The sequence below is a fragment of the Variovorax sp. Varisp85 genome (assembly GCF_047304045.1).
In the GTDB taxonomy this organism is placed as follows: domain Bacteria; phylum Pseudomonadota; class Gammaproteobacteria; order Burkholderiales; family Burkholderiaceae_C; genus Variovorax.
The window spans coordinates 1-24,733 of the sequence record NZ_JBGLYN010000049.1; the positions used below are offsets into that span (position 1 = coordinate 1).

Here is a 24,733-nt window from a genome sequence, read left to right on the forward strand (position 1 = left end):
ACCATTGCTGCGTCGGCTTCCACCCCTGGCTCACGATTCAAGCGGCGCGGTGGCTCAGTTCTACTTCGGCGCGGACAACCTTGATTGCGAGTGAATTCTGCGAACAGCAAACGCTCCATGTGTACCGCCAGGTCGGGGATGGCGGCGCCGCCAGTGCGAGAACGATAGGTGGCAACCTTCATGGCTTACTCCTTCTGGACGATGTGCTCGATCGCGCAACATCTTGCGGTGAGCTGGTCTTCGTCGGGGCACTCCTACCCGCGATCGATGCGTCGTCTTCTTGCCACTCGCGACTGACCGATTCGCCCAATGCCGGGTAGCACCCCCGGAAATGGTCGAGCAGATCATTCCGAAGGTGCAGCGGTGTTGAGAGACAGCCCCGCTTCATGTCGGCGCGGGCGGCAAGGCCGTCGCCATAGTGATCACATACGCCCATCGCGATCTCCAAGAGTTCAGCGAGAGCATCGTGGGCCTCGGCCAGGAACATAAGCATCGCAGGTTTGTGTTCGCGCAGAAGCTGCCGAAGCTCGGCGGTCAACCCCTCGCAATGGCCGACTACCAGCTTGTCGCCGTCGCCCCGGAGGTACATGCCGGCATCGTGAACAGCGCGGTAGAGGTCGACTGGTTTCATCAAAGCACCTCCTCGGAGCATCCGCCGTTCGGCACAGCGCGGTGGGCCGCAGGGCTGCAGCCGGCTTCATCTCCCGATTCGCCGAAGGTGCCCAATTTCTGCCGAAGGTGCCCATCGTTTTGCGTGGGCACCTTCGGAGGTTTCTGGGCATCTTCGGGAAGCTCCCAGTACCAGCCTTCCTTGAGACCGCCCTTCCTGCGAACGACTCTAAGGCTGTCAGCGGCACGTCGAATCGTGTGCCAGGCATGGCCCGCTTCCGCGGCTTCGCGCATCAAGGCATTGACCGGCATCGGCGCGATCAAGCGGTCGCGCAGGAAGCTTTCGGCTTCGCCCTTCGCGGTGGCCCCGCGCCGCTGTTCGTCCGCCTCTGCCAACAACTGCCGCGCCGTGCCTGCGACCGATTGGCCCCAGGCAATGCGACTGGCGACGATGCCGGGCGAGGGCTCCACCTGCTCGATGCTGTACTCGAAGCCCCCCTCGTCCGGGCCGATGTTGGACTTCCCACGGGCAAGGACGCGTCGGTCTTCGCCGTTCTCGTTTCTGACCTTTGCGGCCACCAAGACGACGCGGGCCACCGCCGCGAAGGCAATCGACCCGACCACCCGACTCGCGGGATCGGCCCCGGCGCCAGCCTTACTGAAGTGGGTGATCCCGACCGCCGCTGCGTCAATTCGACTCGCAAGATCGACCACGGGTTGCAGAGCGCGCCGCACTTCGGTGTTCTTGTGGCTGTCTCCTCGAACAGCAGAAACGACAGGGTCGACAATCAGCAGCTTCACGCCACCGATGACTCGGGCCTGTTCTTCCAGCGCCCCCATGTCGCGGGCTGGATCAAATGATTGCACCTCGCCTTTGATCAGCGTGCCGCTGACGAAGCTGCAACGTGTGCGGTCGGCACCGGCGGCCAGCAAGCGCGGTAAGAGGGTGTCGGCGGGATCGTCCTCGCCGCTCCAGATCAACACGTTGCCCGGCTCGCACTGCGTGCCATCCGGCCAATGTCCGCCGGCCGTGACTGTTGCAGCCATCTCCATGGCGATCGTGGTCTTGCCCTCACCAGGAGCGCCAGCGAGGATGTGCAGCTTGCCCAGCGCCAGCCACCCAGGCCACAACCATCGAATCGGTTCAGGTTTCAGGTCGGCGCCGTTGATCAGTATTACCCCGTTGATCGGCTCAGGGGCTGCGGCCTCAACACTGGCTCGCACCGCTTCAAGACCGGGGCTCATACCGCTCTCCCGACCCGTACTGCCTCGACGAGCCGCTCCAAGTCGTTGAAGTCGGTGTCCTTGTCAGCCCGGGGCAGGCCCCTGAAGTTCGGCTTCGCCACTCTGCCGCCTACGGCCTGCGCCGCCAATCTCGCCGCGCTCAGACCCGGATTTCCCGGGGTTTTCCAGTCATCGTCGGCTGCGATGATGATTTCGATGGAGGGGTACTCGGCGCGCAGTGCCACCGCCACCGAAAGCAAGTTCCCGGCGCTGAAGGTGACTGCAGCAGCATCGCCCGTGGCCTCGTGAATCGTCGCACCGGTGGCATAGCCTTCGCACGTGATCAGCCGCCCCTTGGGGTGTCCGATCATGTGATAGCAGCCTCGCACCCGACCGCCGGGCATGAACCACTTGGCGCCATCGGGCGAGATGGTTTGCAGGCTGTGCAGCTCGCCCGTGGTGTCGCGAATCGGCACGAACAGATGATGGCCATCGGTTCTCACGCCGTGGGCCTCGATGCCCTTGCGCGTGAGATAGTCGTGCGACCGGACCGATTCGCACTGGGCCCACAACGCCAGGGCCTTCGATGCGGCTTCGCCTTGCTTGCGGGTAGACACGGCATCGTGCATGCGACGTGCCGCCCTGATGCGCTCGCGCTGTTCCTGCCGTTCGATGTCCGTCAGGTCATGCTCTTCCTTGGCGCACCAGTTTTGGGATTCCCCAGTGCGCCAGTTGCCGAAAGATCCGGCGGGCACACTGTCGAGGTGCAGCACATACCATCCAGCGTTGTCGCCGCACCTGCCGGAGGGACTGAAGCGGTACAGCTTGCCGTCGCCGCGGATGATGGCCGGTGGAACCAGGCCCGCCGATTCAATCGCGCTCAAGAATTGATCGACGGCGCTCATTGCGCAGCTCCTTTCGCCCGCTTCGCAATAAATTCCTCGACAGCCGCGGCATCCCACACGGTGACGGATTCGCTGAGCTTGAACGGCTTGGGGAATTGCCCCGCACGAACCCACCGCCAGACGGTTGCGGGACTGACGGGCAACAACCCGGGCTTGCCTTTGCTGGTCGCAAGCTCTGCGACCCGGATAATCCTCTGTGACATTGAACGCCCCTTAAAAATGCGCCATGGCGCGATAAGGGTCGAATGTGTTTTCTTTGGGTCCGAAGAAGGGGCAACTGCCAAACCAAATAGGCAGTTGCCTGTTCAGCTCTTACTGCCCTCCATGGAAGCTGCAACTCTCTTGAGGTGTTCTTCGGCCGTTCTTTTTGCCAAGTCGACGCCCATTGAGGCCGCCCAGCTTTCCATCGTGAGTCCGGCCTTTGAGGGCTTCGTGAGGTCGAGGCCTGCCTCTTTGCTCAACACGCCGATGATGCGGTACAAAGTATTTCGCTCGCGTTCTGCAAGTGGCTTTTCGTCGCGGCGATCTTCGGACTGTTGCTGCAGGTCGAGCAAGGCACCTGTACGAACAACGACGACTGCGTCACGCGGCAGAGACCCGGCCGGGTAGTAGTCGTTGTTGGGATGAAGTTTCCGGTCGGCAAGATACTTTTTCCGATCTTCCTGGTAGGTCGCAAGCAACCCCGCTGCCTCTCCTGGCGCTATATTGTTCTCGGCAATATGCGTTTGCAGCCGTTCAAGCGCTGCTCTTGAACCGCGCTTGAATGGGTTGCTGTCGAAGCTCTCCTGAAGTTGCCAAATTTCGCCGTCTTCTCGTTGAACGAAAGCACCGTCGAAGGTCTCCAGCGTTACGGCTGGGCCGTCCGTCAGTCGCTGGAACCAGTGTTCGACATCGAGCCGCTCGCCTCCCAACATGGGCAAGTCCCAGATGCCTTCAAGTTCCTTGACTTGATCGCCAAGGGTGAGGTAGCGCTCATCATCGAGCTTCAAGCTCACGAGGCTCGTGACCGACTTACCCTGTGCCGATTCCGGGAGAATATTGAAGCTTGCTACAAGATCAGGTGGCCAAACGACCCACTGCAAATCCGCCGGCAAGTTGCCACTTGCGATGGCCGCCCTCAGGGCTTCGTCGGTGTACCTGGAAACCCGCCCACGCCGGGCGGTGGCACGGTTCACGAAATTGACCGAGAGGCGCAAATGTCCGTCCAACCCCAACCTGAGAACATCGGCTTCAGTTACCTGCTCGCCGAACATAATCGACAGGTGGCGCGCCGCTTCCTGCAGCGTGAGCCATTCTTTAAGTTTCAAAAGTTTGCTCATTGCGTTCTTCAGGGTGCGGGTTGGCAGAACGGTCGCGCCGGAAAATGCGCCGTGCGGTTGTAGGCCCGGCCATTCGGGTCCTTCACCATGAGCCGACGCTCAATGCCTCCACTATCCGTCCGCATCCCGCTGATCGCGTCGATGGCCCCAGGCCATGATGAGGTACCGGAAGGTATCAATGCTATCTACGCGACCGCTTTGCTTGCTGCGGGCCACTCACTCGGCAAACCCAGAGCTTCGAAGCTTGGGCCGCTGACCTCGCCAGCGCACTGGCTTGGCAAAATTACTTCTTCGATTTGCGCAGCGGGATCACTTCAGCACCGATTCGCAGCTTGTCGAGATAGTCGGCCCACCGTTGCATCATGGCCCGTCGTGCTGGCAGATGCGCTGTGCGGTTGTAGGCTCGGCCATTCGGGTCCTTCACCATGTGGGCAAGCTGATGCTCAATCAGGTCGGTGCGCTCCTCCAGCACTTCGTCCATGATGGTGCGGGCCATGGCGCGGAACCCATGGGCGGTCATCACATCCTTGGCGTAGCCCATGCCGCGCAACGCCGCGTTGATGGTGTTCTCGCTCATGCAGCGCTCACCGGTGCGGATGCTGGGGAACACGTACCGGCCGTGGCCGGTGAACGGCTGCAGAGTCCGCAGAATGTCCACAGCCTGCCGTGACAACGGCACCAGGTGCTCAACCTTCATCTTCATCTTGGTGGCAGGGATGCGCCACTCGGCGGCGTCGAGGTCCATCTCGGCCCACTCCGCGGCGCGCAATTCGCCCGGGCGGACGAACACCAGCGGCGAAAGCTTCAGCCCCGCCACGGCGCAGGGATGGCCCGCATAGGCGTAAATAGAGCGCATGAGCTGGCCCGCCTGCTTGGGCTCCGTAATGGCGGCATAGTTGGCCTTCTTGACCGCCACCAGCGCCCCCCTCAGGTCGGTGGTCACGTCGCGCTCAATCACCCCCACGGCGACGGCGTAGCGGAACACCTGCGAGCAAATCTGAACGATCCGATGGGCGCTCTCGTGAATACCTCGCGCTTCCATGCGGCGGGCGACCTTGTCGAGCACGTCCTTGGCTTTGATGCTGGCAATGGGCAGCTTCCCGATGAACGGAAGCACGTCTTTCTCAAGCCAGCTCGTGACCTTGGCCTGCGTGATCGCGGCGCGCTTGCCGGAAGTCTTGGCCAGCCATTCCCGCGAAACGGCCTCAAAGGTGTTTGCGGCGGCGTCGACTTTCGCCCGCTTTTCCTCGCGCTGGGCGATGCCAGGATCAATCCCGTCTGCCAGTTGTTCGCGGGCTTTGTCGCGCCGTTGGCGAGCCTTGGCGAGCGTCACGGCGGGGTAGACGCCCAACGCCAAGGTCTTGCGTTTGCCATGGAAGCGGTAGTCGAGGCGCCAGTACTTGCCCGGCGCCTTGACCAGCAAGTACATGCCGCCGCCATCGGCATATTTGTCCCCGAGGGCTTTGCCGGTGGCCTTTACCTGGCGAACGAACGTGTCTGTCAATGCCATCGCTGCTCCTTTGACGGTATTCCGCCGCCGGTGCTCCGAAGATACCGACAAAAATGACGGTATTTCTCTGCAATGTGATGCTACGCCGTGACACGGCCCGAGGCAAAGAAAAACCCGCTACGCTGGGGAAACGTGCGGGTATTGAGGCTTCGTGAGACGCTGTGATTCGACCCCATGGTGCCTTCGACAGGAATCGAACCTGTATCTGAGTCTTAGGAGGACCCCGTTCTATCCATTGAACTACGAAGACGGATGGAGGCGCAGGAAGCTGGAAGCCCGCTGCGCGCCGCGATTTTATAGGGTTCCCGATGACGGGATGCGCTGGCCCCGCCAGCGCGGGCTTACCCCGATACGAAATCTCAGAAAAGTTGACCGCGATCAAGCCGGCGTGAATCGGTGGCGCGCACCATCGTGCCCGTTGCATCTCTGCTCAGATCCAAGAACAAAAAAGAGCGAAACACTACACAGGAGATAGCCTGATGAAGAAGTTCGCTTCGCACGTTCTGGGTCGCGCGACAGCCGTTGCCGCGGCGGTCCTGGCGCTGGCAACCGCCGCGCCTGCCCTCGCATGGGAACCCACCAAGCCGGTGGAGTTCGTGATTCCCGCCGGCACCGGCGGCGGCGCCGATCAGATGGGGCGGCTGCTGCAGGGCATCGTCATCAAGTACAAGCTGATGAAGGAGCCGCTGATCGTCGTCAACAAGTCGGGCGGCGCGGGCGCCGAGGGCTTCCTGGCGGTGAAGGAAGCCAAGGGCGATCCGCACAAGATCGTCATCTCGCTGTCGAACCTGTTCACCACGCCGATGGCCACCGGCGTGCCCTTCAACTGGAAGGACATGACGCCGGTCGCGATGCTGGCGCTCGACCAGTTCGTGCTCTGGACCAACGCGGCCGAGCCCTACAAGAACGCCGGCGAGTACGTCACGGCGGTGAAGGCCGCGGGGCCGAGCAAGTTCAAGATGGCCGGTACCGGCTCGAAGCAGGAAGATCAGATCATCACGGTCGCTCTCGAGAAGGCCACCGGCACCAAGTTCATCTACGTGCCGTTCAAGGGCGGCGGCGAGGTGGCGGTGCAGCTGGTGGGCGGCCATGTGAACTCGACGGTGAACAACCCGATCGAGGCGGTGGCGCAATGGCGCGCGGGCAAGCTGCGCGCGCTGTGCGTGTTCGACGACGAGCGCATGCCCTTCAAGGCCAAGGTCACCGACACGCAGTCGTGGAACGACATCCCCACCTGCAAGGAGGCGGGCGTGCCGACCCGATACACGATGCTGCGCGGCATCTTCATGCCGCCCGGCGTCACGCCCGACCAGCTCGCCTTCTACAAGGACCTGCTGACCAAGGTGGCCGCCACGCCCGACTGGAAGGAATACATGGAGAAGGGCGCCTTCAACCCGACCTTCATGACCGGCGACGCCTTCGCAAAGTGGCTCACCGAGGCCGAGGCCACGCACCGCACGCTGATGTCCGAGGCGGGCTTCCTCGCGAGCGCCAAGTAGGCCGCACCGGCTGCGAGCGCTGCCGCCCGAGGCCGGCTGACCGGCGGACCGCGGGCGTGCCGCATCCGTCGCTTTCTTCTCTCACACAATCACGATGGGGGCTCCATGGAGCACGACGAAACATCCGAGGGCGCGGCGCGTCCGGGCATCTCCACGCACCTGGTCGAAGCGGCAGTCGCATTGCTGCTGCTGGCGATCGGCCTGGTGGTGGTCTTCGAGGCGCGCAAGCTCGGCGCGGGCTGGACCAGCGACGGTCCCGGCGCAGGCTACTTTCCGTTCTTCATCGGCGTGATCATCACGATCTCCGGCGCCGGCATCCTCTACCAGTCGCTGCTCGGCAGGAACCGCAGCACCGTGGTCTTCGTCGACCCGGTGCAGCTCAAGCGCGTGCTGTCGGTGCTGGTGCCGGCCACGGTCTACGTGCTGGCGATCTCCGTTCTCGGCATCTACGTGGCGTCGGCGATGTATATCGCGCTGTTCATGGTGGTGCTCGGCAAGTACGCATGGACCAAGAGCGTGCTTGCCGCGCTGGCCGTCAACACGCTGTTCTTCTGCATGTTCGAGGTCTGGTTCAAGGTGCCGCTCTTCAAGGGCGCGCTCGATCCGCTTCGGTTCCTCGGCTACTGAACCCGTTCAAGGAGCACAAGCGAAATGGAAGAAATCGGCGCCCTGATACAGGGCTTCTCGGTGATCCTCACGCCGATGAACATCGGCCTGATGTTCGTCGGCATCATCCTCGGCGTGTTGATCGGCGTGCTGCCCGGGCTCGGCGGCGCCAACGGCGTGGCGATCCTGCTGCCGCTCACCTTCACGATGTCGCCGACCTCGGCGATCATCATGCTGTCGTGCATCTACTGGGGTGCGCTGTTCGGCGGTGCCATCACCTCGATCCTGTTCAACATACCGGGCGAGCCGTGGTCGGTGGCCACCACCTTCGACGGCTATCCGATGGCGCAGAACGGGCAGGCCGGCGCCGCGCTGACGACGGCCTTCACCTCGTCGTTCGTGGGCGCCTTTCTCGCGGTGGTGATGATCACCTTCCTTGCGCCGCTGGTCGCGAAGTTCGCTCTCAAGTTCGGCTCGCCCGAGTTCTTCGCGGTGTACCTGCTGACCTTCTGCAGCTTCGTCGGCATGGGCAAGGGCTCGCCCTTCAAGATCCTCGCGTCGATGGCGCTGGGCTTCGCGCTCGCCAGCGTGGGCATGGACACCGTCACCGGCCAGCTGCGCCTGACCTTCGGCCAGCCCGAGCTGATGCGCGGCTTCGACTTTTTGATCGCGGTGATCGGCCTGTTCGGCATCGGCGAGATCCTGCTGTCGATGGAAGAGGGCCTGAAGTTCTCGGGCAAGAGCGCCAAGATCGATCCGAAGGTCGTGTGGCAGACGTGGAAGCAGTTGCCCAAATACTGGGTGACCTCCATCCGCAGCTCGCTCATCGGCATCTGGATGGGCATCACGCCCGGCGGCGCGACGCCGGCCTCGTTCATGAGCTACGGCCTCGCGAAGAAGATGTCGAAGAAGGGCGCCAGGTTCGGCACCGGCGAGATGGAAGGCGTGGTCGCGCCCGAGACCGCTGCACACGCGGCCGGCACCAGCGCGCTGCTGCCGATGCTGGCACTCGGCATTCCCGGTTCGCCGACCGCAGCGGTGCTGCTGGGCGGCCTGCTGATCTGGGGCCTGCAGCCGGGGCCGCTGCTGTTCGTGGAGCAGAAGGACTTCGTCTGGGGCCTGATCGCCAGCATGTACCTCGGCAACATCGTCGGCCTGATCGTGGTGCTGAGCACCGTGCCGCTGTTCGCGTCGATCCTGCGCATTCCGTTCTCGATCATCGCGCCGGTGATCATCGTGATCTGCGCCATCGGCGCCTACACCGTGCACAACGCGATGCTCGACATCTGGTTCATGCTCGGCTTCGGCGTGGTGGGCTACCTCTTCAAGAAGCTCGACTTTCCACTGGCGCCGCTGGTGCTTGCACTGGTGCTCGGCGACAAGGCCGAGGACTCGTTCCGCCAGGCCATGCTGGTCTCGCAGGGCGACGTGATGGTGATGTTCTCGAACCCGCTGGTCGGCGGCATCACGACGCTGGCGCTGGTGCTGCTGTTCTGGCCGCTGATCTCGAAGGCGCTGGCCGTGATCAGGAAGCCGAAGAAGCCCGACGAGTTTGCGGTCGAGCGGCCGGTGGACTGACCAGCAACTTGCCTGTGATCGCGCTGACCCGGGTTGTTCGGGGCGCGCTCACACCGATGGGGTACCTTGCGCAGCGAAATAAAGGAGGAGGCCGCAGGCCGGGGGGCATTCGCGCAGGGGAGTGCCCGGTGTCATTCGCACGCACCCGGACAACCGAGAGAGCTAAATCTTCCCGCGCTTGCGAAGCCGACTAAGGGTTTCCGCCGAGAGATTCAGATAAGAAGCCAGCTCCTTGCTCGGAATCCGGTCTTCCAGTTCAGGGTGCTTGCGCATGAACCGGTGCACACGCCCGGCGGCGTCCAGAAGATGCAGCGTGATCGTGTGCGCCATGATCTCGCTCATGCCGCGCATCACGAGGAACTCGAACAGTTCCTTCGTTTCCGCATGCCGGTTCAGGAACGCGATCCATTCCTTCAGCGGCAGGCTCGCGACCCGCGCCTTCGTCACGCACACGATGCCGTAGGGCGTGGGCGTGCCCAGCCGCAGCGCGGCGTAGCTCGTCTCCATGTCGTTCTCGTCGGCGAAGCGCAGGATCATTTCCTTGCCCTCCGGGTTGCTCACCACCCGCTTGAGGATGCCGTCGAGGATGAAGTACTGCTCCATCTCGCGCACCCCCTGGTGCAGCAGGAACTCGCCCTTGTTGCCGTCCACGATGACCAAGTGGGCTTCCAGTTCGGCGCGGTCGGCTTCGCTCAGGTCCTTGAGCAGGATGTTCTGCCGGAGCTGGGCGCGAATGATGTTCTTCTCCGGATGGTTTTCCAACAACGTCATGGTCACCGTCTTGCTCGATTTCGCTGCCGGCGCCGGTCATCGGGGCCGTCGCCGTTTTCGGGAAAGTTGACCGAGGTCAACGGCCGAAAGCTTGGGCCCGAATCATAGTCGCGGCTCGGGCCTTGGCCATTCACCCATGCAGAAGGAGAGACATGTCTTCAGTCAGAACAGAGAAAGAGGCAGCCACCACGCTGGAAGATGCCCTCAAGCCCACGAAAAGCCGCGATGCTGACGGCGAAGCGGTGGTCCGCGCCTTCAAGGGTGGCGCGACCGAAGACAGCGCGCCGGCGGCCGAGACCATCGACGGCTTCCACCTGGTCATCGATGCGCTCAAGCTCAACGACATCGACACCATCTTCGGCCTGCCCGGCATCCCGATCACCGACCTCACGCGCATGGCACAGGCCGAAGGCCTGCGCGTCATCTCCTTCCGCCACGAGCAGCACGCCGGCAATGCCGCCGCCGCCGCCGGCTTCCTCACGCAGAAGCCCGGCATCTGCCTGACCGTGTCGGCCCCCGGTTTCCTCAACGGCCTGACCGCGCTGGCCAACGCCACCACCAACTGCTTCCCGATGATCCTCATCAGCGGCTCCAGCGAGCGCGAGATCGTCGACCTGCAGCAGGGCGACTACGAGGAAATGGACCAGCTCGCCATCGCCAAGCCGCTGTGCAAGGCGGCATTCCGCGTGCTGCATGCCGAGGACATCGGCGTGGGCATTGCGCGCGCCATCCGCGCGGCGCTGTCGGGCCGCCCTGGCGGCGTGTACCTCGACCTGCCGGCCAAGCTGTTCGCGCAGACCATGGACGCCGCAGCCGGCAAGAAGTCGCTGATCAAGGTGGTCGACCCCGCACCGCGCCAGATCCCCGCGCCCGACGCCGTGAAGCGCGCGCTCGACCTGCTCAAGGGCGCCAAGCGGCCGCTGATCCTGCTCGGCAAGGGCGCCGCCTACGCGCAGGCCGATGCCGACATCCGTGCGCTGGTCGAGAAGACGGGTATTCCCTATCTGCCGATGTCGATGGCCAAGGGCCTGCTGCCCGACACCCACGTGCAGTCGGCCGCGGCAGCGCGCTCCTACGTGCTGCAGGAAGCCGACGTGGTGCTGCTGGTCGGCGCGCGCCTCAACTGGCTGCTCTCGCACGGCAAGGGCAAGACCTGGGCGCAGGACAAGGGCGCCAAGAAGTTCATCCAGATCGACATCGCGCCGACCGAGATCGACAGCAACGTCGCCATCGAGGCGCCGGTGATCGGCGACATCGGCTCCTGCGTGGCCGCGCTGCTGGCCGGCATCGATGCCAAGTGGGCCAAGCCCCCGGTCGAGTGGACCGGCGCCATCGCCGAGCGCAAGGACAAGAACCTCTCGAAGATGGCTGCGACGCTGGCTGCGCGGCCCTCGCCGATGAACTTCCAGAGCGCGCTCAGCGTGATCCGCGATCAGGTGAAGGCGCGGCCCGATGCCATCGTCGTCAACGAGGGCGCCAACACGCTGGACTTCGCGCGCAGCATCGTCGACATGTACGAGCCGCGCAAGCGCCTCGACGTGGGCACCTGGGGGATCATGGGCATCGGCATGGGCTTCTCCGTGGCCGCGGCGGTGGTCACCGGCAAGCCGGTGATCGCCATCGAGGGCGACAGCGCCTTCGGCTTCAGCGGCATGGAGGTGGAAACCATCTGCCGCTACAACCTGCCGGTGTGCGTCGTCGTCTTCAACAACAACGGCGTCTACCGCGGCACCGACGTGAACCCCAGCGGCACCGCCGACGTGGCGCCCACCGTGTTCGTCAAGAACGCGCGCTACGACAAGCTGATGGAAGCCTTTGGCGGCGTGGGCGTGCACGCCACCACCGCCGACGAACTGCAGAAGGCCCTGGCCGAGGCCGTCGCCTCCGGCCGGCCGACCCTGATCAACGCCGTCATCGACGAAACCGCGGGCACGGAAAGCGGGCGCATCACGAGCCTGAACCCCAGCACGGCGAAGAAGAAGTAACTCAATTCCATCCAAGGAGATACCCCAAATGAGCAGCATCAAACCCCTCAACGGCATCAAGATCATCGACTTCACGCACGTGCAGGCCGGTCCTGCCTGCACGCAGATGCTGGCCTGGTTCGGCGCGGACGTGATCAAGGTCGAGCGCCCGGGCGCCGGCGACGTCACCCGCAGCCAGCTGCGCGACATTCCGAACGTCGACGCGCTGTACTTCACCATGCTCAACAGCAACAAGCGCTCGATCACGCTGGACACGAAGAAGCCCGAGGGCAAGATCGTGCTGGAAAAGCTGATCCGCGAATCCGACGTGCTGGTGGAAAACTTCGGCCCCGGCGCGCTGGACCGCATGGGCTTCACCTGGGAACGCCTGCAGGAGCTGAACCCGAAGATGATCGTCGCATCGGTCAAGGGCTTCAGCGAAGGCCACCACTACGAGGACCTGAAGGTGTACGAGAACGTGGCGCAGTGCGCCGGCGGCTCCGCTTCCACCACCGGCTGGTGGAAGGGCGAGAACTCCGCCCCGACGATCTCGGCCGCCGCGCTGGGCGACTCCAACACCGGCATGCACCTGGCCATCGGCATCCTGACGGCCATCATCGGCCGCCAGCAGACCGGCAAGGGCCAGAAGGTGGCCTGCTCGATGCAGGATGCCGTGCTCAACCTGTGCCGCGTCAAGATGCGCGACCAGCAGCGCCTGGACAGCGTGGGCTACCTCGAGGAATACCCGCAGTACCCGCACGAGATGGGCGCATTCGCCGACAAGGTCGTGCCGCGCGGCGGCAATGCCGGCGGCGGCGGCCAGCCCGGCTGGATCCTGAAGTGCAAGGGCTGGCAGACCGACCCCAACGCCTACATCTACTTCACGGTGCAGGGCCACGCCTGGGAGCCGATCTGCGAGGCGCTGGGCAAGCCCGAATGGAAGACCGACCCCGACTACATGACGGCCAAGGCCCGCCAGCCGCACATCGAGCAGATCTTCGCCACCATCGAGGACTTCATCAAGGACAAGACCAAGTTCGAGGCCGTGGACATCTTCCGCAAGTACGACATTCCCTGCGCCCCGGTGCTGTCGATGAAGGAACTGCTGCATGACGAGTCGCTGCGCAAGAGCGGCTCGATCGTCGAAGTTCCGCACAAGGAGCGCGGCAGCTACTGGACCATCGGCAGCCCGATCAAGTTCTCGGACCTCAAGCCCGAAGTCACCGCCTCGCCCTTGCTGGGCGAGCACACCGACCAGGTGCTGGCGGAGCTGGGCTACACCCAGCAGCAGATCGACAACCTGAAGGAATCAAAAGCCGTCTAGTTGGCTCACCCCCAGGCTTGCCCACTTCGTGTGGCAGCGCCCACCCCCTTCGAGGGGGCGACACCTGCGGCCCGGCGGAGCCGGTTCCGCGGTGTCTCTGGAAGGGCAGTGGCACTGCGGGGTTCTGGATTGAAATGAAGCGCCAGAGGTAAACATGCAAGCGAACATCGATTTCAAGCAGCTCGTCGAAGGCGCTGGCGATGCCATCATGGTGTGCGACGCGCAGGGCGCGATCACGCTGTGGAACCGTGCTGCCGAGCGCATCTTCGGGTTTACCGAGGCCGAGGCGCTCGGCCAGTCGCTCGACCTGATCATTCCCCAGCGGCAGCGCCAGCGGCACTGGGATGGCTACCACAAGACGATGGACACCGGCATCACCAAGTACGGCGCCGACCTGCTGCGCGTGCCGGCGCTGCACAAGGACGGGCACACGCTGTCGATCGCCTTCACGGTGTCGATGCTGTTCTCCGCCGATCACGAGGTCACGGGCATCGTCGCCATCGTGCGGGATGAATCCGTCCGCTTTGCGGAGGAGCGCAAATTGCGCGCCCGTCTGGTAGAAGTCGAAGCCGCGATGGTCAAAGAAGGAGACAGTCAATGAGCAAGGCACTCGAAGGCGTTCGGATCCTCGACTTCACCCACGTGCAGTCGGGCCCCACCTGCACCCAGCTGCTGGCGTGGTTCGGCGCCGACGTGATCAAGGTCGAGCGGGCAGGCGAAGGCGATGCCACGCGCGGCCAGCTGCGCGACATTCCCGGCGCGGACAGCTTGTACTTCACCATGCTGAACCACAACAAGCGCTCGATCACGCTGGACACCAAGAACCCCAAGGGCAAGGAGGTTCTCGACAGCCTGATCAAGACCTGCGACGTGCTGGTCGAGAACTTCGCGCCCGGCGCGCTCGACCGCATGGGCATCACCTGGGCCCACATCCAGAAGATCAACCCGCGCATGATCGTCGCTTCGGTCAAGGGCTTCGGGCCCGGCAAATACGAGCACTGCAAGGTCTATGAGAACGTCGCCCAATGCGCCGGCGGCGCAGCCTCGACCACCGGCTTCGAAGACGGCCCGCCGCTGGTGACCGGCGCGCAGATCGGCGACAGCGGCACTGGCCTGCACCTCGCGCTCGGCATCCTTGCCGCACTGTTCCAGCGCAACTCTTCCGGCCGCGGCCAGCAGGTGCTCGCACCGATGCAGGACGCCGTGCTCAACCTGTGCCGCGTGAAGATGCGCGACCAGCAGCGGCTGGAGCGCACCGGCACCATGCACGAATACCCGCAGTACCCCGACGGCAAGTTCGGCGACGCCGTGCCGCGCGCGGGCAATGCCTCGGGCGGCGGCCAGCCGGGCTCGATCCTCAAGTGCAAGGGCTGGGAGACCGACCCCAACGCATACATCTACTTCATCACGCAGGCGGCCGTGTGGCCTGCGGTGTGCAAGGTGATCGGCGAGGAGGGCTGGATCACCGACGAGGCCTACGCCACGCCGGCCGCGCGCCTGCTGCACCTGAAGCCGATCTTCGCGCGCATCGAGAAGTGGACCATGACCAAGGACAAGTTCGAGGCCATGGAGATCCTCAACGAGTACGACATTCCCTGCGGGCCGATCCTCTCGATGAAGGAAATCGCCGAGGACGAGTCCCTGCGCGAGACCGGCACCATCGTCGAGGTCGACCACCCGGTGCGCGGCAAGTACCTGACGGTGGGCAACCCCATCAAGATGTCCGACAGCCCGACGGTGGTGACGCGCTCGCCGCTGCTCGGCGAACACACCGAGGAAGTGCTGCGGCAGCTCGGCTACGGCGCGGACGACCTGGCGACCCTGCGGGCCGAACGCGTGATCTGAGGCGCGGCGCAGGCCCGCCAACCTGATTTGCGAGAGCGCCGCCTGCGGGTGGCGCGGAAGGCCCTTGGGCGCGTGTATTTCTGGCCTCAATCTATAACTCTTGATGAATGATTTCTATAAATTAGTTTAATTTTTATTTATTCATCACCGGTCCTACATTTGAATCCGCCGAGTCCGGCATCAATTCAAGGAGAAGGTCATGGAAAAGCATTCGCCCGTTCAAGACTGGCGCGACGAAATCGAGCGCAATGCCTATAACGCAGCATTTTTCGAATTGGGACTGCGCTGGCATTGGGACGGCGAAACCTACGACCGCCTGATGGACCTGAGCCAGAACGCCAGCGAGCGGATCGGCCATTACCTGAAGACCCATCAGCCGCACCTCCTGCGGGCGTACGACGCCGAATTCCTGGCGGTGGCCATCGAGCAGAAGAAGGAAATCCACAGAAAGCGGGAAATGGCTTCGTCGAGCTATTTCAATTGGGCTGAAAGCCACGGCGTCGAGCTTGGTGCCTGAAATAAATCAATTCAATCCAGCAGTCGATCCCGGCCATGAACATCCACGAATACCAGGGTAAAGACGTCCTGCGCCACTACGGCGTGGCAACGCCCCGCGGATTCGTCTGCCGCTCGCCCGACGAGGCGGCGGATGCGGCTACCCGGCTCGGTGGCCGGGCCTGGGTGGTCAAGGCGCAGATTCATGCGGGCGGCCGGGGCAAGGGCGGCGGCGTGAAGCCCGCATGGTCCGTCGCCGAAGTGCGGCGGCATGCGGACCAGATGCTCGGCATGACGCTGAAGACCCACCAGACCGGGCCCGAAGGCCGCGTGGTGAAGCAGCTGCTGGTCGAGGAGAGCGTCGAGATCGACAAGGAGCTGTACCTCGGCTTCGTGGTCGACCGCAATTCGCAGCGCGTGGCATTGATGGCCTCGAGCGAAGGCGGCATGGACATCGAGGAGGTGGCCGCGCGCACGCCCGGGAAGATCCACAAGCTCTTCATCGATCCGGACGCCGGCCTGCGCATTGCCGAGGCCGACGGCATCGCGCGCCGCATCGGCATCGACGAGCGTTCGGTGGTGCAGGCGCGCGTGTTCATGCAGAACCTCTACCAGGCCTTCGATGCCAGCGACGCGTCGCTGGCCGAGATCAACCCGCTGGTGCTGACCCGCGACGGCCGCGTGATGGCGCTCGACGCGAAGTTCGACTTCGACGCCAACGCCCTGTTCCGCCAGCCCGGGATCGCCGCGATGCGCGACTTCGACGAGGAAGACCCGGTGGAGGTCGAAGCCTCGAAGTTCGACCTCTCGTACATCGCGCTCGACGGCGACATCGGCTGCCTCGTCAATGGCGCCGGCCTTGCGATGGCGACGATGGACGCGATCAAGCTCTACGGCGGAATGCCCGCCAATTTTCTCGACGTGGGCGGTGGTGCGACAGCCGAAAAGGTGACCGAAGCCTTCAAGCTGATGTTGCGCAACCCGAAGCTCAAGGCCGTGCTGGTCAACATCTTCGGCGGCATCATGAAATGCGATGTCATTGCGCACGGCGTGGTTGCCGCAGCGCGCGAAACCGGGCTCACCGTGCCGCTGATCGTGCGCATGAAGGGCACCAACGAGGACCTGGGCCGGACCATCCTCGCGCAATCGGGCCTGTCGATCATCAACACCGACGACATGGCCGAGGCGGCGCAGCGGGCCATCGGGGCTGCTCGGAACTGGGAGCGCTAGGAAATGAGCTCCTGTCTTTTGATGCGATGCATTTCGGGGTGCGATCACGCCGACGGGGTGCCTTGCTCCGCGAATGTCCCCCGCCCTTCGGGCTCCTCCTTTATTTCGCTGCGCAAGGCACCCCATCGACGTGATCGTTGTTCAGGGCAGTCGTTGATCGGCGAGCACCGGCAGCATGTCCTCGTGCGCAGGGCGTCGGGTGACTCACGCAGCGAAATAAAGGAGGAGGCCGCAGGCCGGGGGACATTCGCGGAGGGAGTTATCCGATGGCCTGCGCACGCACCCCGAAACAGGAACGCAGGCAAACGCACGATGGAACCCCAGAAATGTCCATCCTGATCAACAAGCACACCCGCGTGATCACGCAGGGCATCACTGGCAAGACCGGCAGCTTCCACACGGCCCAGTGCCTCGAATACGGCAACGGCCGGCACTGCTTCGTCGCGGGCGTGAACCCGCTGAAGGCAGGCGAGTCGCTGGCCGGCATTCCGATCTTCGGCACAGTGAAAGAGGCCAAGGCCCGCACCGGCGCCACCGTCTCCGTGATCTACGTGCCACCACCTTTCGCCGCAGCGGCCATCGACGAAGCGGTCGATGCCGAGCTCGAACTCGTCATCTGCATCACCGAAGGCATTCCGGTGCGCGACATGATCCGCACGCGCCATCGCATGCAGGGCCGCAAGACGCTGCTGCTCGGCCCCAACTGTCCCGGCCTCATCACGCCGGGCGAAATCAAGATCGGCATCATGCCGGGCCACATTCACCAGCGCGGCCGCATCGGCGTGGTCTCGCGCTCGGGCACGCTCACCTACGAGGCCGCGAGCCAGCTCGCGAGCTTCGGCATCGGGCAGTCGACCGTGGTCGGCATCGGCGGCGATCCGGTCGGCGGGTTGCGGCACATCGACGTGCTGCGGATGTTCAACGACGACCCGCGCACCGACGCCGTGATCATGGTCGGCGAAATCGGCGGCGATGCCGAGGAGCAATGCGCGTACTGGATCCGCGACCACATGCGCAAGCCCGTCGTCGGCTTCATCGCGGGCGCCAGTGCGCCGCCCGGCAAGCGCATGGGCCATGCGGGCGCCATCGTTTCCGGCGGCCGCGGCACCGCGCAGGAAAAGCTCGCGGTGATGAAGGAATGCGGCATCCACGTCACGCGCAATCCGGCGGAGATGGGAAAGCTGCTCGCCTCGCTCGTGATCCCCGACTACCTGCCGTTCGACTGACTGACTGACTGACGGCCGACCCGAATCCTCCATCCAGAAAGCAGACGACAACATGCAGCAAGAACAGACGAAATGGGTCCGCTTCGAACACGCCGGCGGCATCGGTTTCGGCACGCTCGAAGGCGATGCGGTGCACGAGCGCCGGGGCGACATGTTCGGCAGTTCCGAGCCCACGGGCCGCGTGTTTGCGCTGGCGGGGCTCCAGCTGCTCACGCCCACCGAGCCGACCAAGGTGATCGCGCTGTGGAACAACTTCCATGCGCTCGGCGCCAAGCTGGGCCTGCCGGTGCCGGCGGAGCCGCTGTACCTGCTGAAGACGCCCAACTCCTACCTCGCGCCCGGCGCACCGATCCGCAAGCCGCTGTGCGACGGCAAGGTGGTGTTCGAGGGCGAGCTCGGCATCGTGATCGGCAAGACCGCCACCGCCGTCTCCGAAGCCGATGCGCTCGACCATGTGTTCGGCTACACCTGCGCCAACGACGTGACCGTGGCCGACATCCTGAACCGCGACGCCTCGTTCGCGCAGTGGGTGCGCGCCAAGGGCTTCGACACCTTCTGCCCGATGGGCCCGGTTGTGGCCACCGGCCTCGATGCCGCAACGCTCACCGTGACCACGCTGCTCAACGGCGAGGTGCGCCAGAACTATCCGATCAGCGACATGCGCTTCTCGGTGCAGCAACTCGTGAGCCTGATCTCGCAGGACATGACGCTGCACCGCGGCGACGTGATCCTCTGTGGCACATCGGTCGGCGTCGGCTCGATGAAGCCTGGCAGCCTCGTCGAGATCGAGATCGGCGGCATCGGAAAACTCAGCAACCGCTTCGGCTGACAACGCGCATGCCGAAGCGGCCGCGCAAGGAAATCAACTCTTGGGGATCGACATGAAGATTGCAATCATCGGCGCGGGCGCCATCGGCGGACTGGTCGGCGCGAAGCTCGCGCTGGCCGGCGAGGACGTGACGTTCATCGTGCGCGGCGCCAACCTCGAAGCCATCGGCAGGAACGGCATCAAGCTGGTCTCGGCCGAGGGCGAAGAACAGGTGGCGCGCAACGTCAAGGCCACCGACCGCTACGACGAGGCGGGTCCGCAGGACATCGTCGTGCTCGCCATGAAGGCCCACCAGGTCGAGGCGGTGGCGAACGACGTGCCCAAGCTGTTCGGGCCCGACACGGTGGTCGTGACGATGCAGAACGGCATCCCGTACTGGTACTTCCACCAGCACGGCGGCGCGCTCGCGGGTACGCCGGTGCGTAGCGTCGATCCCTCGGGGCTCGTCGCCACGAAGATCCCCGCGCAGCGCGTGATCGGCTGCGTGGTCTACCCGGCCTCGGAGCTGATCGCGCCCGGCGTGGTCAAGCACATCGAAGGCGACCGCTTCCCGGTCGGCGAGCTCGACGGCTCGGCGAGCGAACGCGTGAACCGCGTTGCCGCCTGCTTCACCGGCGCCGGCTTCAAGGCGCCCGTGCTCGACAACATCCGCGCCGAGATCTGGCTCAAGCTCTGGGGCAACCTGACCTTCAACCCGATCAGCAGCCTCTCGCACTCGACGCTGGTCGACATCTGCCAGTACCCGCCCTCGCGCGATCTCGCCGCTGCGATGATGCGTGAGGCGCAGGCCGTCGCGCACAAGCTCGGCATCGAGTTTCGCGTGACGCTCGAAAAGCGCATCGCGGGCGCAGAGAAGGTCGGCAAGCACAAGACCTCGATGCTGCAGGACGTGGAAGCCGGGCGCGCGCCGGAGATCGATGCGCTGGTGGGTGCCGTGGTCGAGCTGGCCCGGCTCACCGAGACCCCGACGCCGCACATCGACACGGTCTACAGCCTGGTCAAGCTGCTCGCGCGGACCATGGAAGACCAGCGCGGCCGCGTCAAGCTCCATGAAATGACGACAGCATGAGACGCACACGCAGCGCAAAGATCGTCGCCACGCTCGGCCCGGCCACCACCGACGAGCCGGCCATCCGCGCGCTGTTCGAGCGTGGCGTGGACGTGTTCCGGCTCAACTTCAGCCACGGCACGCAGCACGACCATGCGCGGCGGCTCGAAACCATTCGCCGCCTCGAGAAGGAATTCGGCCGGCCCATCGGCATCCTGCTGGACCTGCAGGGGCCGAAGCTGCGGCTGGGCACCTTCGAAGGCAGCCGCGCGCAGCTCGAGGCGGGCGCGCGCTTCCGGCTCGACATGGACAGCAAGACCAGCGGCAGCGCACGCCGCGCGCCGCTGCCGCATCCGGAAATCTTCGCCGCGCTGCAGGAAGGCACCGAGCTGCTGCTCGACGACGGCAAGCTGCGGCTGCGCGTGGACAGCCACGGCGCCGACTTTGCCGAGACCACGGTGCTGGTCGGCGGGCCGATCTCGGACCGCAAGGGCGTCAACGTGCCCAGCGTGCTGCTGCCGATCTCGCCGCTGACGCCGAAGGACCGCGACGACCTGGCCTTCGGCCTGTCGATCGGTGTCGACTGGGTTGCGCTCTCGTTCGTGCAGCGGCCCGAGGACATCGAGGAGGCGCGCGCCATCATTGGCACGCGCGCCTGGATCATGGCCAAGCTCGAGAAGCCCGCGGCCATCGAGCATCTCGACGCCATCGTCGCGCTGTGCGACGGCATCATGGTGGCGCGCGGCGATCTCGGCGTGGAGCTGCCGCCCGAGCAGGTGCCCGAGCTGCAGCGCCTGATCGTGCGCGCCTGCCGCAAGGGCGGCAAGCCGGTGGTGGTGGCGACGCAGATGCTCGAATCGATGATCGCCTCGCCGGTGCCCACGCGCGCCGAGGTGTCCGACGTCGCGACGGCCATCTACGACGGCGTCGATGCGGTGATGCTCTCGGCCGAATCGGCCTCGGGCAGGTACCCGCTCGAAGCGGTCGCGATGATGGACCGCATCATCGCGCGCGTCGAGGCCGATCCCTCGTACCGTGCGGGCATCGACGCCACGCATGACGCGGCGCTGTCGACCACGGCCGACGCGGTCTGCGCCTCGCTGCGCCAGGTGGCCGCGCTGCTCGCGCCGGCCGCCACCGTGACGTATACCTCCTCGGGCTTCACAAGCCTGCGCGCTGCGCGCGAGCGTCCGGCGGTGCCCATCCTGAGCCTCACGCCCGACACCGCCGCAGCACGCCGCATGGCGATGGTCTGGGGCGTGCATGCGGTGCTCGTCGAGGACGTGCACGATGTGGCCGAGATGATCGAGTGCGCCTGCCGCACGGCGCGCGCCGAGGGTTTTGCGAAGGCGGGCGACGACGTGGTGGTGGTGGCGGGCCTGCCCTTCGGTCAATCGGGCACGACGAACCTGCTGCACGTCGCGCGGATACCCGGCTGAGCGCGCGCCATCGGCGCATGCGCGCTGTACGATGCCGCTCGACCGCAGCCACCTGTTCTCACCCGATGAAGCATGCGACCCTGCGCCAGTTGAAGGTCTTCGAAGCCGTGGCGCGGCTGCTGAGTTTTTCGCGGGCGGCCGAGGAGCTCCACCTCACGCAGCCCGCCGTCTCCACGCAGGTGCGCAAGCTCGAGGAACACGCCGGCAACGTGCTGTTCGAGCAGTTCGGCAAGAAGATCTACCTCACGCCCGCCGGCACCGAGCTGTTGCAGATCAGCCGCGCCATCATCCAGCAGTTCGAGGCGGCCGAGAACGCGATGATGCAGTTCAAGGGCGTCTCCGGCGGCAAGCTCAACGTGGGCGTGATCAGCGCGGGCGACTACTTCTTTCCGCGCCTGCTGGTCGAGTTCGCGAGCCGGCACCAGGGCGTGACGCTGAACTTCACGGTCCACAACCGCGCGCAGCTGCTGACGCACATCGCCGAGAACCTCACCGACCTCGCGATCATGGTGCGTCCGCCGACCGATCTCGACACCGTCAACCAGCCGTTCGCTCCGCACCCCTACGTGATCGTCGCGGCGCCGGGCCATCCGCTGGTGGGCGTGAAGAAGATCCCGCTCCAGCGGCTGATGCGCGAGCCCTTCGTGGTGCGCGAGAAAGCCTCCGACACCTGGCATTCGATGGAAGACGGCTTCGGCGGCGATCTCAGCGGCATCAACATCGCGATGGAAATCCGCAGCACCGAGACCATCAAGCAGGCCGTGATCGCTGGCATGGGCGTGAGCTTCGTGTCGGCGCACACGGTGAGCCAGGAGCTGCGCGCCGGCAGCCTTTGCGTGCTCGATGTCGAGGGCTTTCCGCTGATGCTCAACTGGTACGTGGTGCACCGTCGCAGCAAGCGCCTGCCGCCGGTGGCGCAGGCCTTCAAGGACTTCCTGCTGAGTGACGGACCGTCGCTGATCGCGCAGATCGTTCCATTCGAAAGCCCCAAAGGCAAAGAGCGCGGCGAGTAACTCGCGCGCGCTCTTCGGGGAGGATCGGTTCGGTGTGGAAGCTCAACGCCGTGCAGCCGGCGAACGCTGCATCAGCGCGGCACGCGCGGCCTTGTAGAAGATCACGATGGGCATGGCGGCGATGAGGTCGCGCAGCGCATCGTTGGCGGTGGACGAAGAGGCGGGAGTGCGCAGGGCGCTGGAATTCAGGGTGGTGTGGCTCATTGAGGGCTCCAAAGGATTGAAACTGAAAGACCGAAGGGATTACCCTGAATTTTAGGGTTTACCCTAGACGAGAGCAAACGCCATTTTCGCGTTTCTTGACCTGGGTCAATTTTTTCGACGACAGGCGGGTTCCTGCACAAGCGTGCAGCGTGGCCATACGAGCGCTTCGCAAAACGGGCTTGCATCAGCGCAACGCGCATCGCGAAAGTCATTGCACGAACCGTCGAAGTTCCGCGAAGACCTTTGCGATCCAGCTGGGCAATTTTTCTTCCATGCACACCATGCCGCGGCATCGCGAGATGCATGTCGGATGCAGCGCAATGCGCGCGTGCGAAGAGGCCTCCTGCTAGGGATATCACGGGGGTCTTGCGAGTCCGCGATTCGTGTGAACTTGACTGAGGTCAAGAGTTTTTGAGTCGCTCCGACCGACAGTCATTCACGCGCAAAACCAGGTGATCTTCATGCGGTGTATCGATGTCAAGGAAGCCTCGTTGCCTGTCGATGCGTACCGATCGCGTGGCGTGTGTGGCGCATGGCGCAGCACCCCGTTTTATTTCCGCTGTTTGCACCGATCGCTCGATTGATTTATCTGCATTCGAAGTCTGTCGGACCTCACCGAAAAACCAAGGACAACACCATGAATCGGCCCACCTCAACGATCGCAGGTTCCACCCCCGCGATGTTCCCTCCATCCGAAACCCATGGCGCCACCGCGAGCCGATCCGAGGCATACCGATGGGGCCAGCTGCTGATCGGCATCGTCTGCATGGCGATGATCGCCAACCTGCAATACGGCTGGACGCTCTTCGTCAATCCGATCGCCGAGAAGCACGGCTGGAGCCGCGCCGCGATCCAGGTGGCGTTCACCATCTTCGTGCTCACCGAGACATGGCTGGTGCCGATCGAAGGCTACCTCGTCGACCGCTTCGGACCGCGTCCCGTGGTGCTGGTGGGCGGCTTGCTGTGCGGCCTCGGCTGGGTGCTCAACTCGGAGGCCGATTCGCTCACGTTGCTCTACATCGCGGCGGCCGTCGGCGGCATCGGCGCGGGCGCGGTTTACGGCACCTGTGTGGGCAATGCGCTCAAGTGGTTCCCCGATCGCCGGGGGCTTGCCGCGGGCATGACCGCCGCGGGCTTCGGCGCGGGCTCGGCGCTCACGATCATCCCGATCTCCGCGATGATCAAGTCGAGCGGCTACGAAGCGGCCTTCCTGTATTTTGGGATCGGGCAGGGACTCATCGTGTTCCTGCTCGCATGGATGCTGACCCGTGCGCCCCACCATGCCAAGGCGTCGAACAGCCGCAACGTGCAGCAGGCGGGCCGCGACTACGCGCCGGCCGAGGTGCTGCGCTCGCCCGTGTTCTGGGTCATGTACGCGATGTTCGTGATGGTGGCCGCCGGCGGCCTGATGGCCACGGCGCAGCTCGCGCCGATCGCCAAGGACTTCAAGATCATGGACGTGCCGGTCAACATCATGGGCCTGGTGCTGCCCGCGCTGACCTTCGCGCTCGCCATCGACCGCGTGCTCAACGGCCTCACGCGGCCCTTCTTCGGCTGGGTGTCCGACAAGATCGGCCGCGAGCAGACGATGTTCATCGCCTTCGCGATGGAGTCGGTCGGCATCCTGCTGCTCTACCACTACGGCCAGAACCCGATCCTCTTCGTCGTCCTGACCGGCATCGTGTTCTTCGCCTGGGGCGAGATCTACAGCCTGTTCCCCTCGACCTGCGCCGATACCTTCGGCTCGAGGTATGCGGCATCCAACGCCGGCATGCTCTACACCGCGAAGGGCACCGCCTCGCTGCTGGTGCCGCTGTCGAGCGTGCTCGCCGCCGCCACCGGCAGCTGGCAGGCCGTCTTCATCGCCGCCAGCGCGGTCAATGCGCTTGCTGCGCTGATGGCGTGGTTCGTGTTGCGGCCGATGCGCCGCAGGCACATCGAGGCGAGCCGCGCCACCACCATCGAGTAAGCCGTCGGCTCTTCCGATACACGCGGCCCTGCCATGAAGATGGCAGGGCTTTTTGCCGATGGGCCGCAGGGTTTGTGCGCATTGGCACCGCGCTTGTTTCCGCGGAAATTGACTTGCGTCAAGGCC

At 64.7% G+C, this 24,733-nt stretch carries 23 protein-coding genes, 1 tRNA gene and 1 pseudogene; 15 read left to right on the plus strand and 10 right to left on the minus strand.

Annotation, left to right across the window (positions count from 1 at the left end):
• From ACCC97_RS19045 to ACCC97_RS19080, 8 genes and pseudogenes are all read right to left on the minus strand, one after another.
• Positions 1 to 182 (minus strand): annotated as a pseudogene (locus tag ACCC97_RS19045) (hypothetical protein); the annotation flags it as partial.
• The gene (locus tag ACCC97_RS19050) at positions 179 to 631 is read right to left on the minus strand and encodes a hypothetical protein (RefSeq protein WP_413334378.1); all 453 of its coding nucleotides are present in this window, start codon (positions 629 to 631) and stop codon (positions 179 to 181) included. The pseudogene ACCC97_RS19045 and the gene ACCC97_RS19050, both read right to left, overlap by 4 nt.
• Positions 631 to 1,854: an AAA family ATPase gene (locus ACCC97_RS19055; protein ID WP_413334380.1), complete on the minus strand. Its 1,224-nt coding sequence runs from the start codon at positions 1,852 to 1,854 to the stop codon at positions 631 to 633. The genes ACCC97_RS19050 and ACCC97_RS19055 overlap by 1 nt, the downstream gene beginning before the upstream one ends.
• Positions 1,851 to 2,738, minus strand: coding sequence for a toprim domain-containing protein (locus ACCC97_RS19060; RefSeq protein WP_413334382.1), 888 nt, complete (start codon positions 2,736 to 2,738; stop codon positions 1,851 to 1,853). Before ACCC97_RS19060 ends, ACCC97_RS19055 begins: the two co-directional genes overlap by 4 nt.
• A complete protein-coding gene (locus tag ACCC97_RS19065; protein WP_413334384.1) occupies positions 2,735 to 2,941 on the minus strand; it encodes a helix-turn-helix transcriptional regulator in 207 nt (68 codons plus the stop codon). The genes ACCC97_RS19060 and ACCC97_RS19065 overlap by 4 nt, the downstream gene beginning before the upstream one ends.
• A 102-nt stretch (positions 2,942 to 3,043) precedes the next feature.
• Positions 3,044 to 4,057 (minus strand): hypothetical protein, encoded by a 1,014-nt coding sequence (locus tag ACCC97_RS19070; RefSeq protein ID WP_413334386.1) that lies wholly within the window; start codon positions 4,055 to 4,057, stop codon positions 3,044 to 3,046.
• A gap of 283 nt (positions 4,058 to 4,340) precedes the next feature.
• On the minus strand, positions 4,341 to 5,567 hold the full coding sequence (locus ACCC97_RS19075) for a tyrosine-type recombinase/integrase (protein WP_413334388.1): 1,227 nt from the start codon (positions 5,565 to 5,567) through the stop codon (positions 4,341 to 4,343).
• 175 nt (positions 5,568 to 5,742) lie between these two features.
• Positions 5,743 to 5,817 (minus strand) — tRNA-Arg (locus tag ACCC97_RS19080).
• Between the two features lie 229 nt (positions 5,818 to 6,046).
• Between ACCC97_RS19080 and ACCC97_RS19085 the strand changes: the two genes are divergently transcribed.
• The 3 genes from ACCC97_RS19085 (at position 6,047) to ACCC97_RS19095 (ending at position 9,250) form a co-directional block, all read left to right on the plus strand.
• A complete protein-coding gene (locus ACCC97_RS19085; protein ID WP_413334390.1) occupies positions 6,047 to 7,066 on the plus strand; it encodes a Bug family tripartite tricarboxylate transporter substrate binding protein in 1,020 nt (339 codons plus the stop codon).
• 105 nt (positions 7,067 to 7,171) lie between these two features.
• A complete protein-coding gene (locus tag ACCC97_RS19090) occupies positions 7,172 to 7,693 on the plus strand; it encodes a tripartite tricarboxylate transporter TctB family protein (RefSeq protein WP_413314353.1) in 522 nt (173 codons plus the stop codon).
• Positions 7,694 to 7,717: 24 nt separating this feature from the next.
• Entirely contained in the window at positions 7,718 to 9,250 is a 1,533-nt protein-coding gene (locus tag ACCC97_RS19095) for a tripartite tricarboxylate transporter permease (protein WP_413334392.1), read from the plus strand.
• 162 nt (positions 9,251 to 9,412) lie between these two features.
• Here the strand turns inward: ACCC97_RS19095 and ACCC97_RS19100 are convergent, their stop codons facing one another.
• Complete coding sequence (locus ACCC97_RS19100) at positions 9,413 to 10,021, minus strand: Crp/Fnr family transcriptional regulator (protein WP_007831044.1); 609 nt, start codon at positions 10,019 to 10,021, stop codon at positions 9,413 to 9,415.
• A 152-nt stretch (positions 10,022 to 10,173) separates the two neighbouring features.
• Between ACCC97_RS19100 and oxc the strand changes: the two genes are divergently transcribed.
• The 11 genes from oxc to ACCC97_RS19155 all read left to right on the plus strand — a co-directional run bounded on the left by oxc (position 10,174) and on the right by ACCC97_RS19155 (position 22,434).
• Positions 10,174 to 12,006 (plus strand): oxalyl-CoA decarboxylase, encoded by a 1,833-nt coding sequence (gene oxc, locus ACCC97_RS19105; RefSeq protein ID WP_007831045.1) that lies wholly within the window; start codon positions 10,174 to 10,176, stop codon positions 12,004 to 12,006.
• Between the two features lie 28 nt (positions 12,007 to 12,034).
• Positions 12,035 to 13,309: a formyl-CoA transferase gene (gene frc, locus ACCC97_RS19110; RefSeq protein ID WP_007831046.1), complete on the plus strand. Its 1,275-nt coding sequence runs from the start codon at positions 12,035 to 12,037 to the stop codon at positions 13,307 to 13,309.
• A 154-nt stretch (positions 13,310 to 13,463) separates the two neighbouring features.
• Positions 13,464 to 13,910 carry a PAS domain-containing protein gene (locus tag ACCC97_RS19115; RefSeq protein WP_413314350.1) on the plus strand — a complete coding sequence of 149 codons (447 nt, stop codon included), beginning with the start codon at positions 13,464 to 13,466 and terminating at the stop codon, positions 13,908 to 13,910.
• Positions 13,907 to 15,154 carry a formyl-CoA transferase gene (frc, locus tag ACCC97_RS19120; protein ID WP_007834167.1) on the plus strand — a complete coding sequence of 416 codons (1,248 nt, stop codon included), beginning with the start codon at positions 13,907 to 13,909 and terminating at the stop codon, positions 15,152 to 15,154. The genes ACCC97_RS19115 and frc (ACCC97_RS19120) overlap by 4 nt, the downstream gene beginning before the upstream one ends.
• 199 nt (positions 15,155 to 15,353) lie before the next feature.
• On the plus strand, positions 15,354 to 15,671 hold the full coding sequence (locus ACCC97_RS19125; RefSeq protein WP_007834169.1) for a hypothetical protein: 318 nt from the start codon (positions 15,354 to 15,356) through the stop codon (positions 15,669 to 15,671).
• 35 nt (positions 15,672 to 15,706) lie between these two features.
• A complete protein-coding gene (gene sucC, locus ACCC97_RS19130; protein WP_007834170.1) occupies positions 15,707 to 16,879 on the plus strand; it encodes an ADP-forming succinate--CoA ligase subunit beta in 1,173 nt (390 codons plus the stop codon).
• Between the two features lie 326 nt (positions 16,880 to 17,205).
• Positions 17,206 to 18,105 carry a succinate--CoA ligase subunit alpha gene (sucD, locus tag ACCC97_RS19135; RefSeq protein ID WP_413334394.1) on the plus strand — a complete coding sequence of 300 codons (900 nt, stop codon included), beginning with the start codon at positions 17,206 to 17,208 and terminating at the stop codon, positions 18,103 to 18,105.
• 52 nt (positions 18,106 to 18,157) lie between these two features.
• Positions 18,158 to 18,934: a fumarylacetoacetate hydrolase family protein gene (locus ACCC97_RS19140; RefSeq protein ID WP_413334396.1), complete on the plus strand. Its 777-nt coding sequence runs from the start codon at positions 18,158 to 18,160 to the stop codon at positions 18,932 to 18,934.
• A gap of 52 nt (positions 18,935 to 18,986) precedes the next feature.
• Positions 18,987 to 20,003, plus strand: coding sequence for a 2-dehydropantoate 2-reductase (locus tag ACCC97_RS19145; RefSeq protein WP_007834176.1), 1,017 nt, complete (start codon positions 18,987 to 18,989; stop codon positions 20,001 to 20,003).
• Entirely contained in the window at positions 20,000 to 21,421 is a 1,422-nt protein-coding gene (pyk, locus tag ACCC97_RS19150) for a pyruvate kinase (protein ID WP_413334398.1), read from the plus strand. The genes ACCC97_RS19145 and pyk overlap by 4 nt, the downstream gene beginning before the upstream one ends.
• 65 nt (positions 21,422 to 21,486) lie before the next feature.
• A complete protein-coding gene (locus ACCC97_RS19155) occupies positions 21,487 to 22,434 on the plus strand; it encodes a LysR family transcriptional regulator (protein WP_007834180.1) in 948 nt (315 codons plus the stop codon).
• Between the two features lie 42 nt (positions 22,435 to 22,476).
• Here the strand turns inward: ACCC97_RS19155 and ACCC97_RS19160 are convergent, their stop codons facing one another.
• Positions 22,477 to 22,638, minus strand: coding sequence for a hypothetical protein (locus tag ACCC97_RS19160; RefSeq protein WP_007834182.1), 162 nt, complete (start codon positions 22,636 to 22,638; stop codon positions 22,477 to 22,479).
• Between the two features lie 679 nt (positions 22,639 to 23,317).
• Between ACCC97_RS19160 and oxlT the strand changes: the two genes are divergently transcribed.
• Positions 23,318 to 24,607, plus strand: a complete 1,290-nt coding sequence (oxlT, locus tag ACCC97_RS19165; protein ID WP_413334420.1) for an oxalate/formate MFS antiporter — start codon at positions 23,318 to 23,320, stop codon at positions 24,605 to 24,607.
• Positions 24,608 to 24,733: the final 126 nt, after the last annotated feature.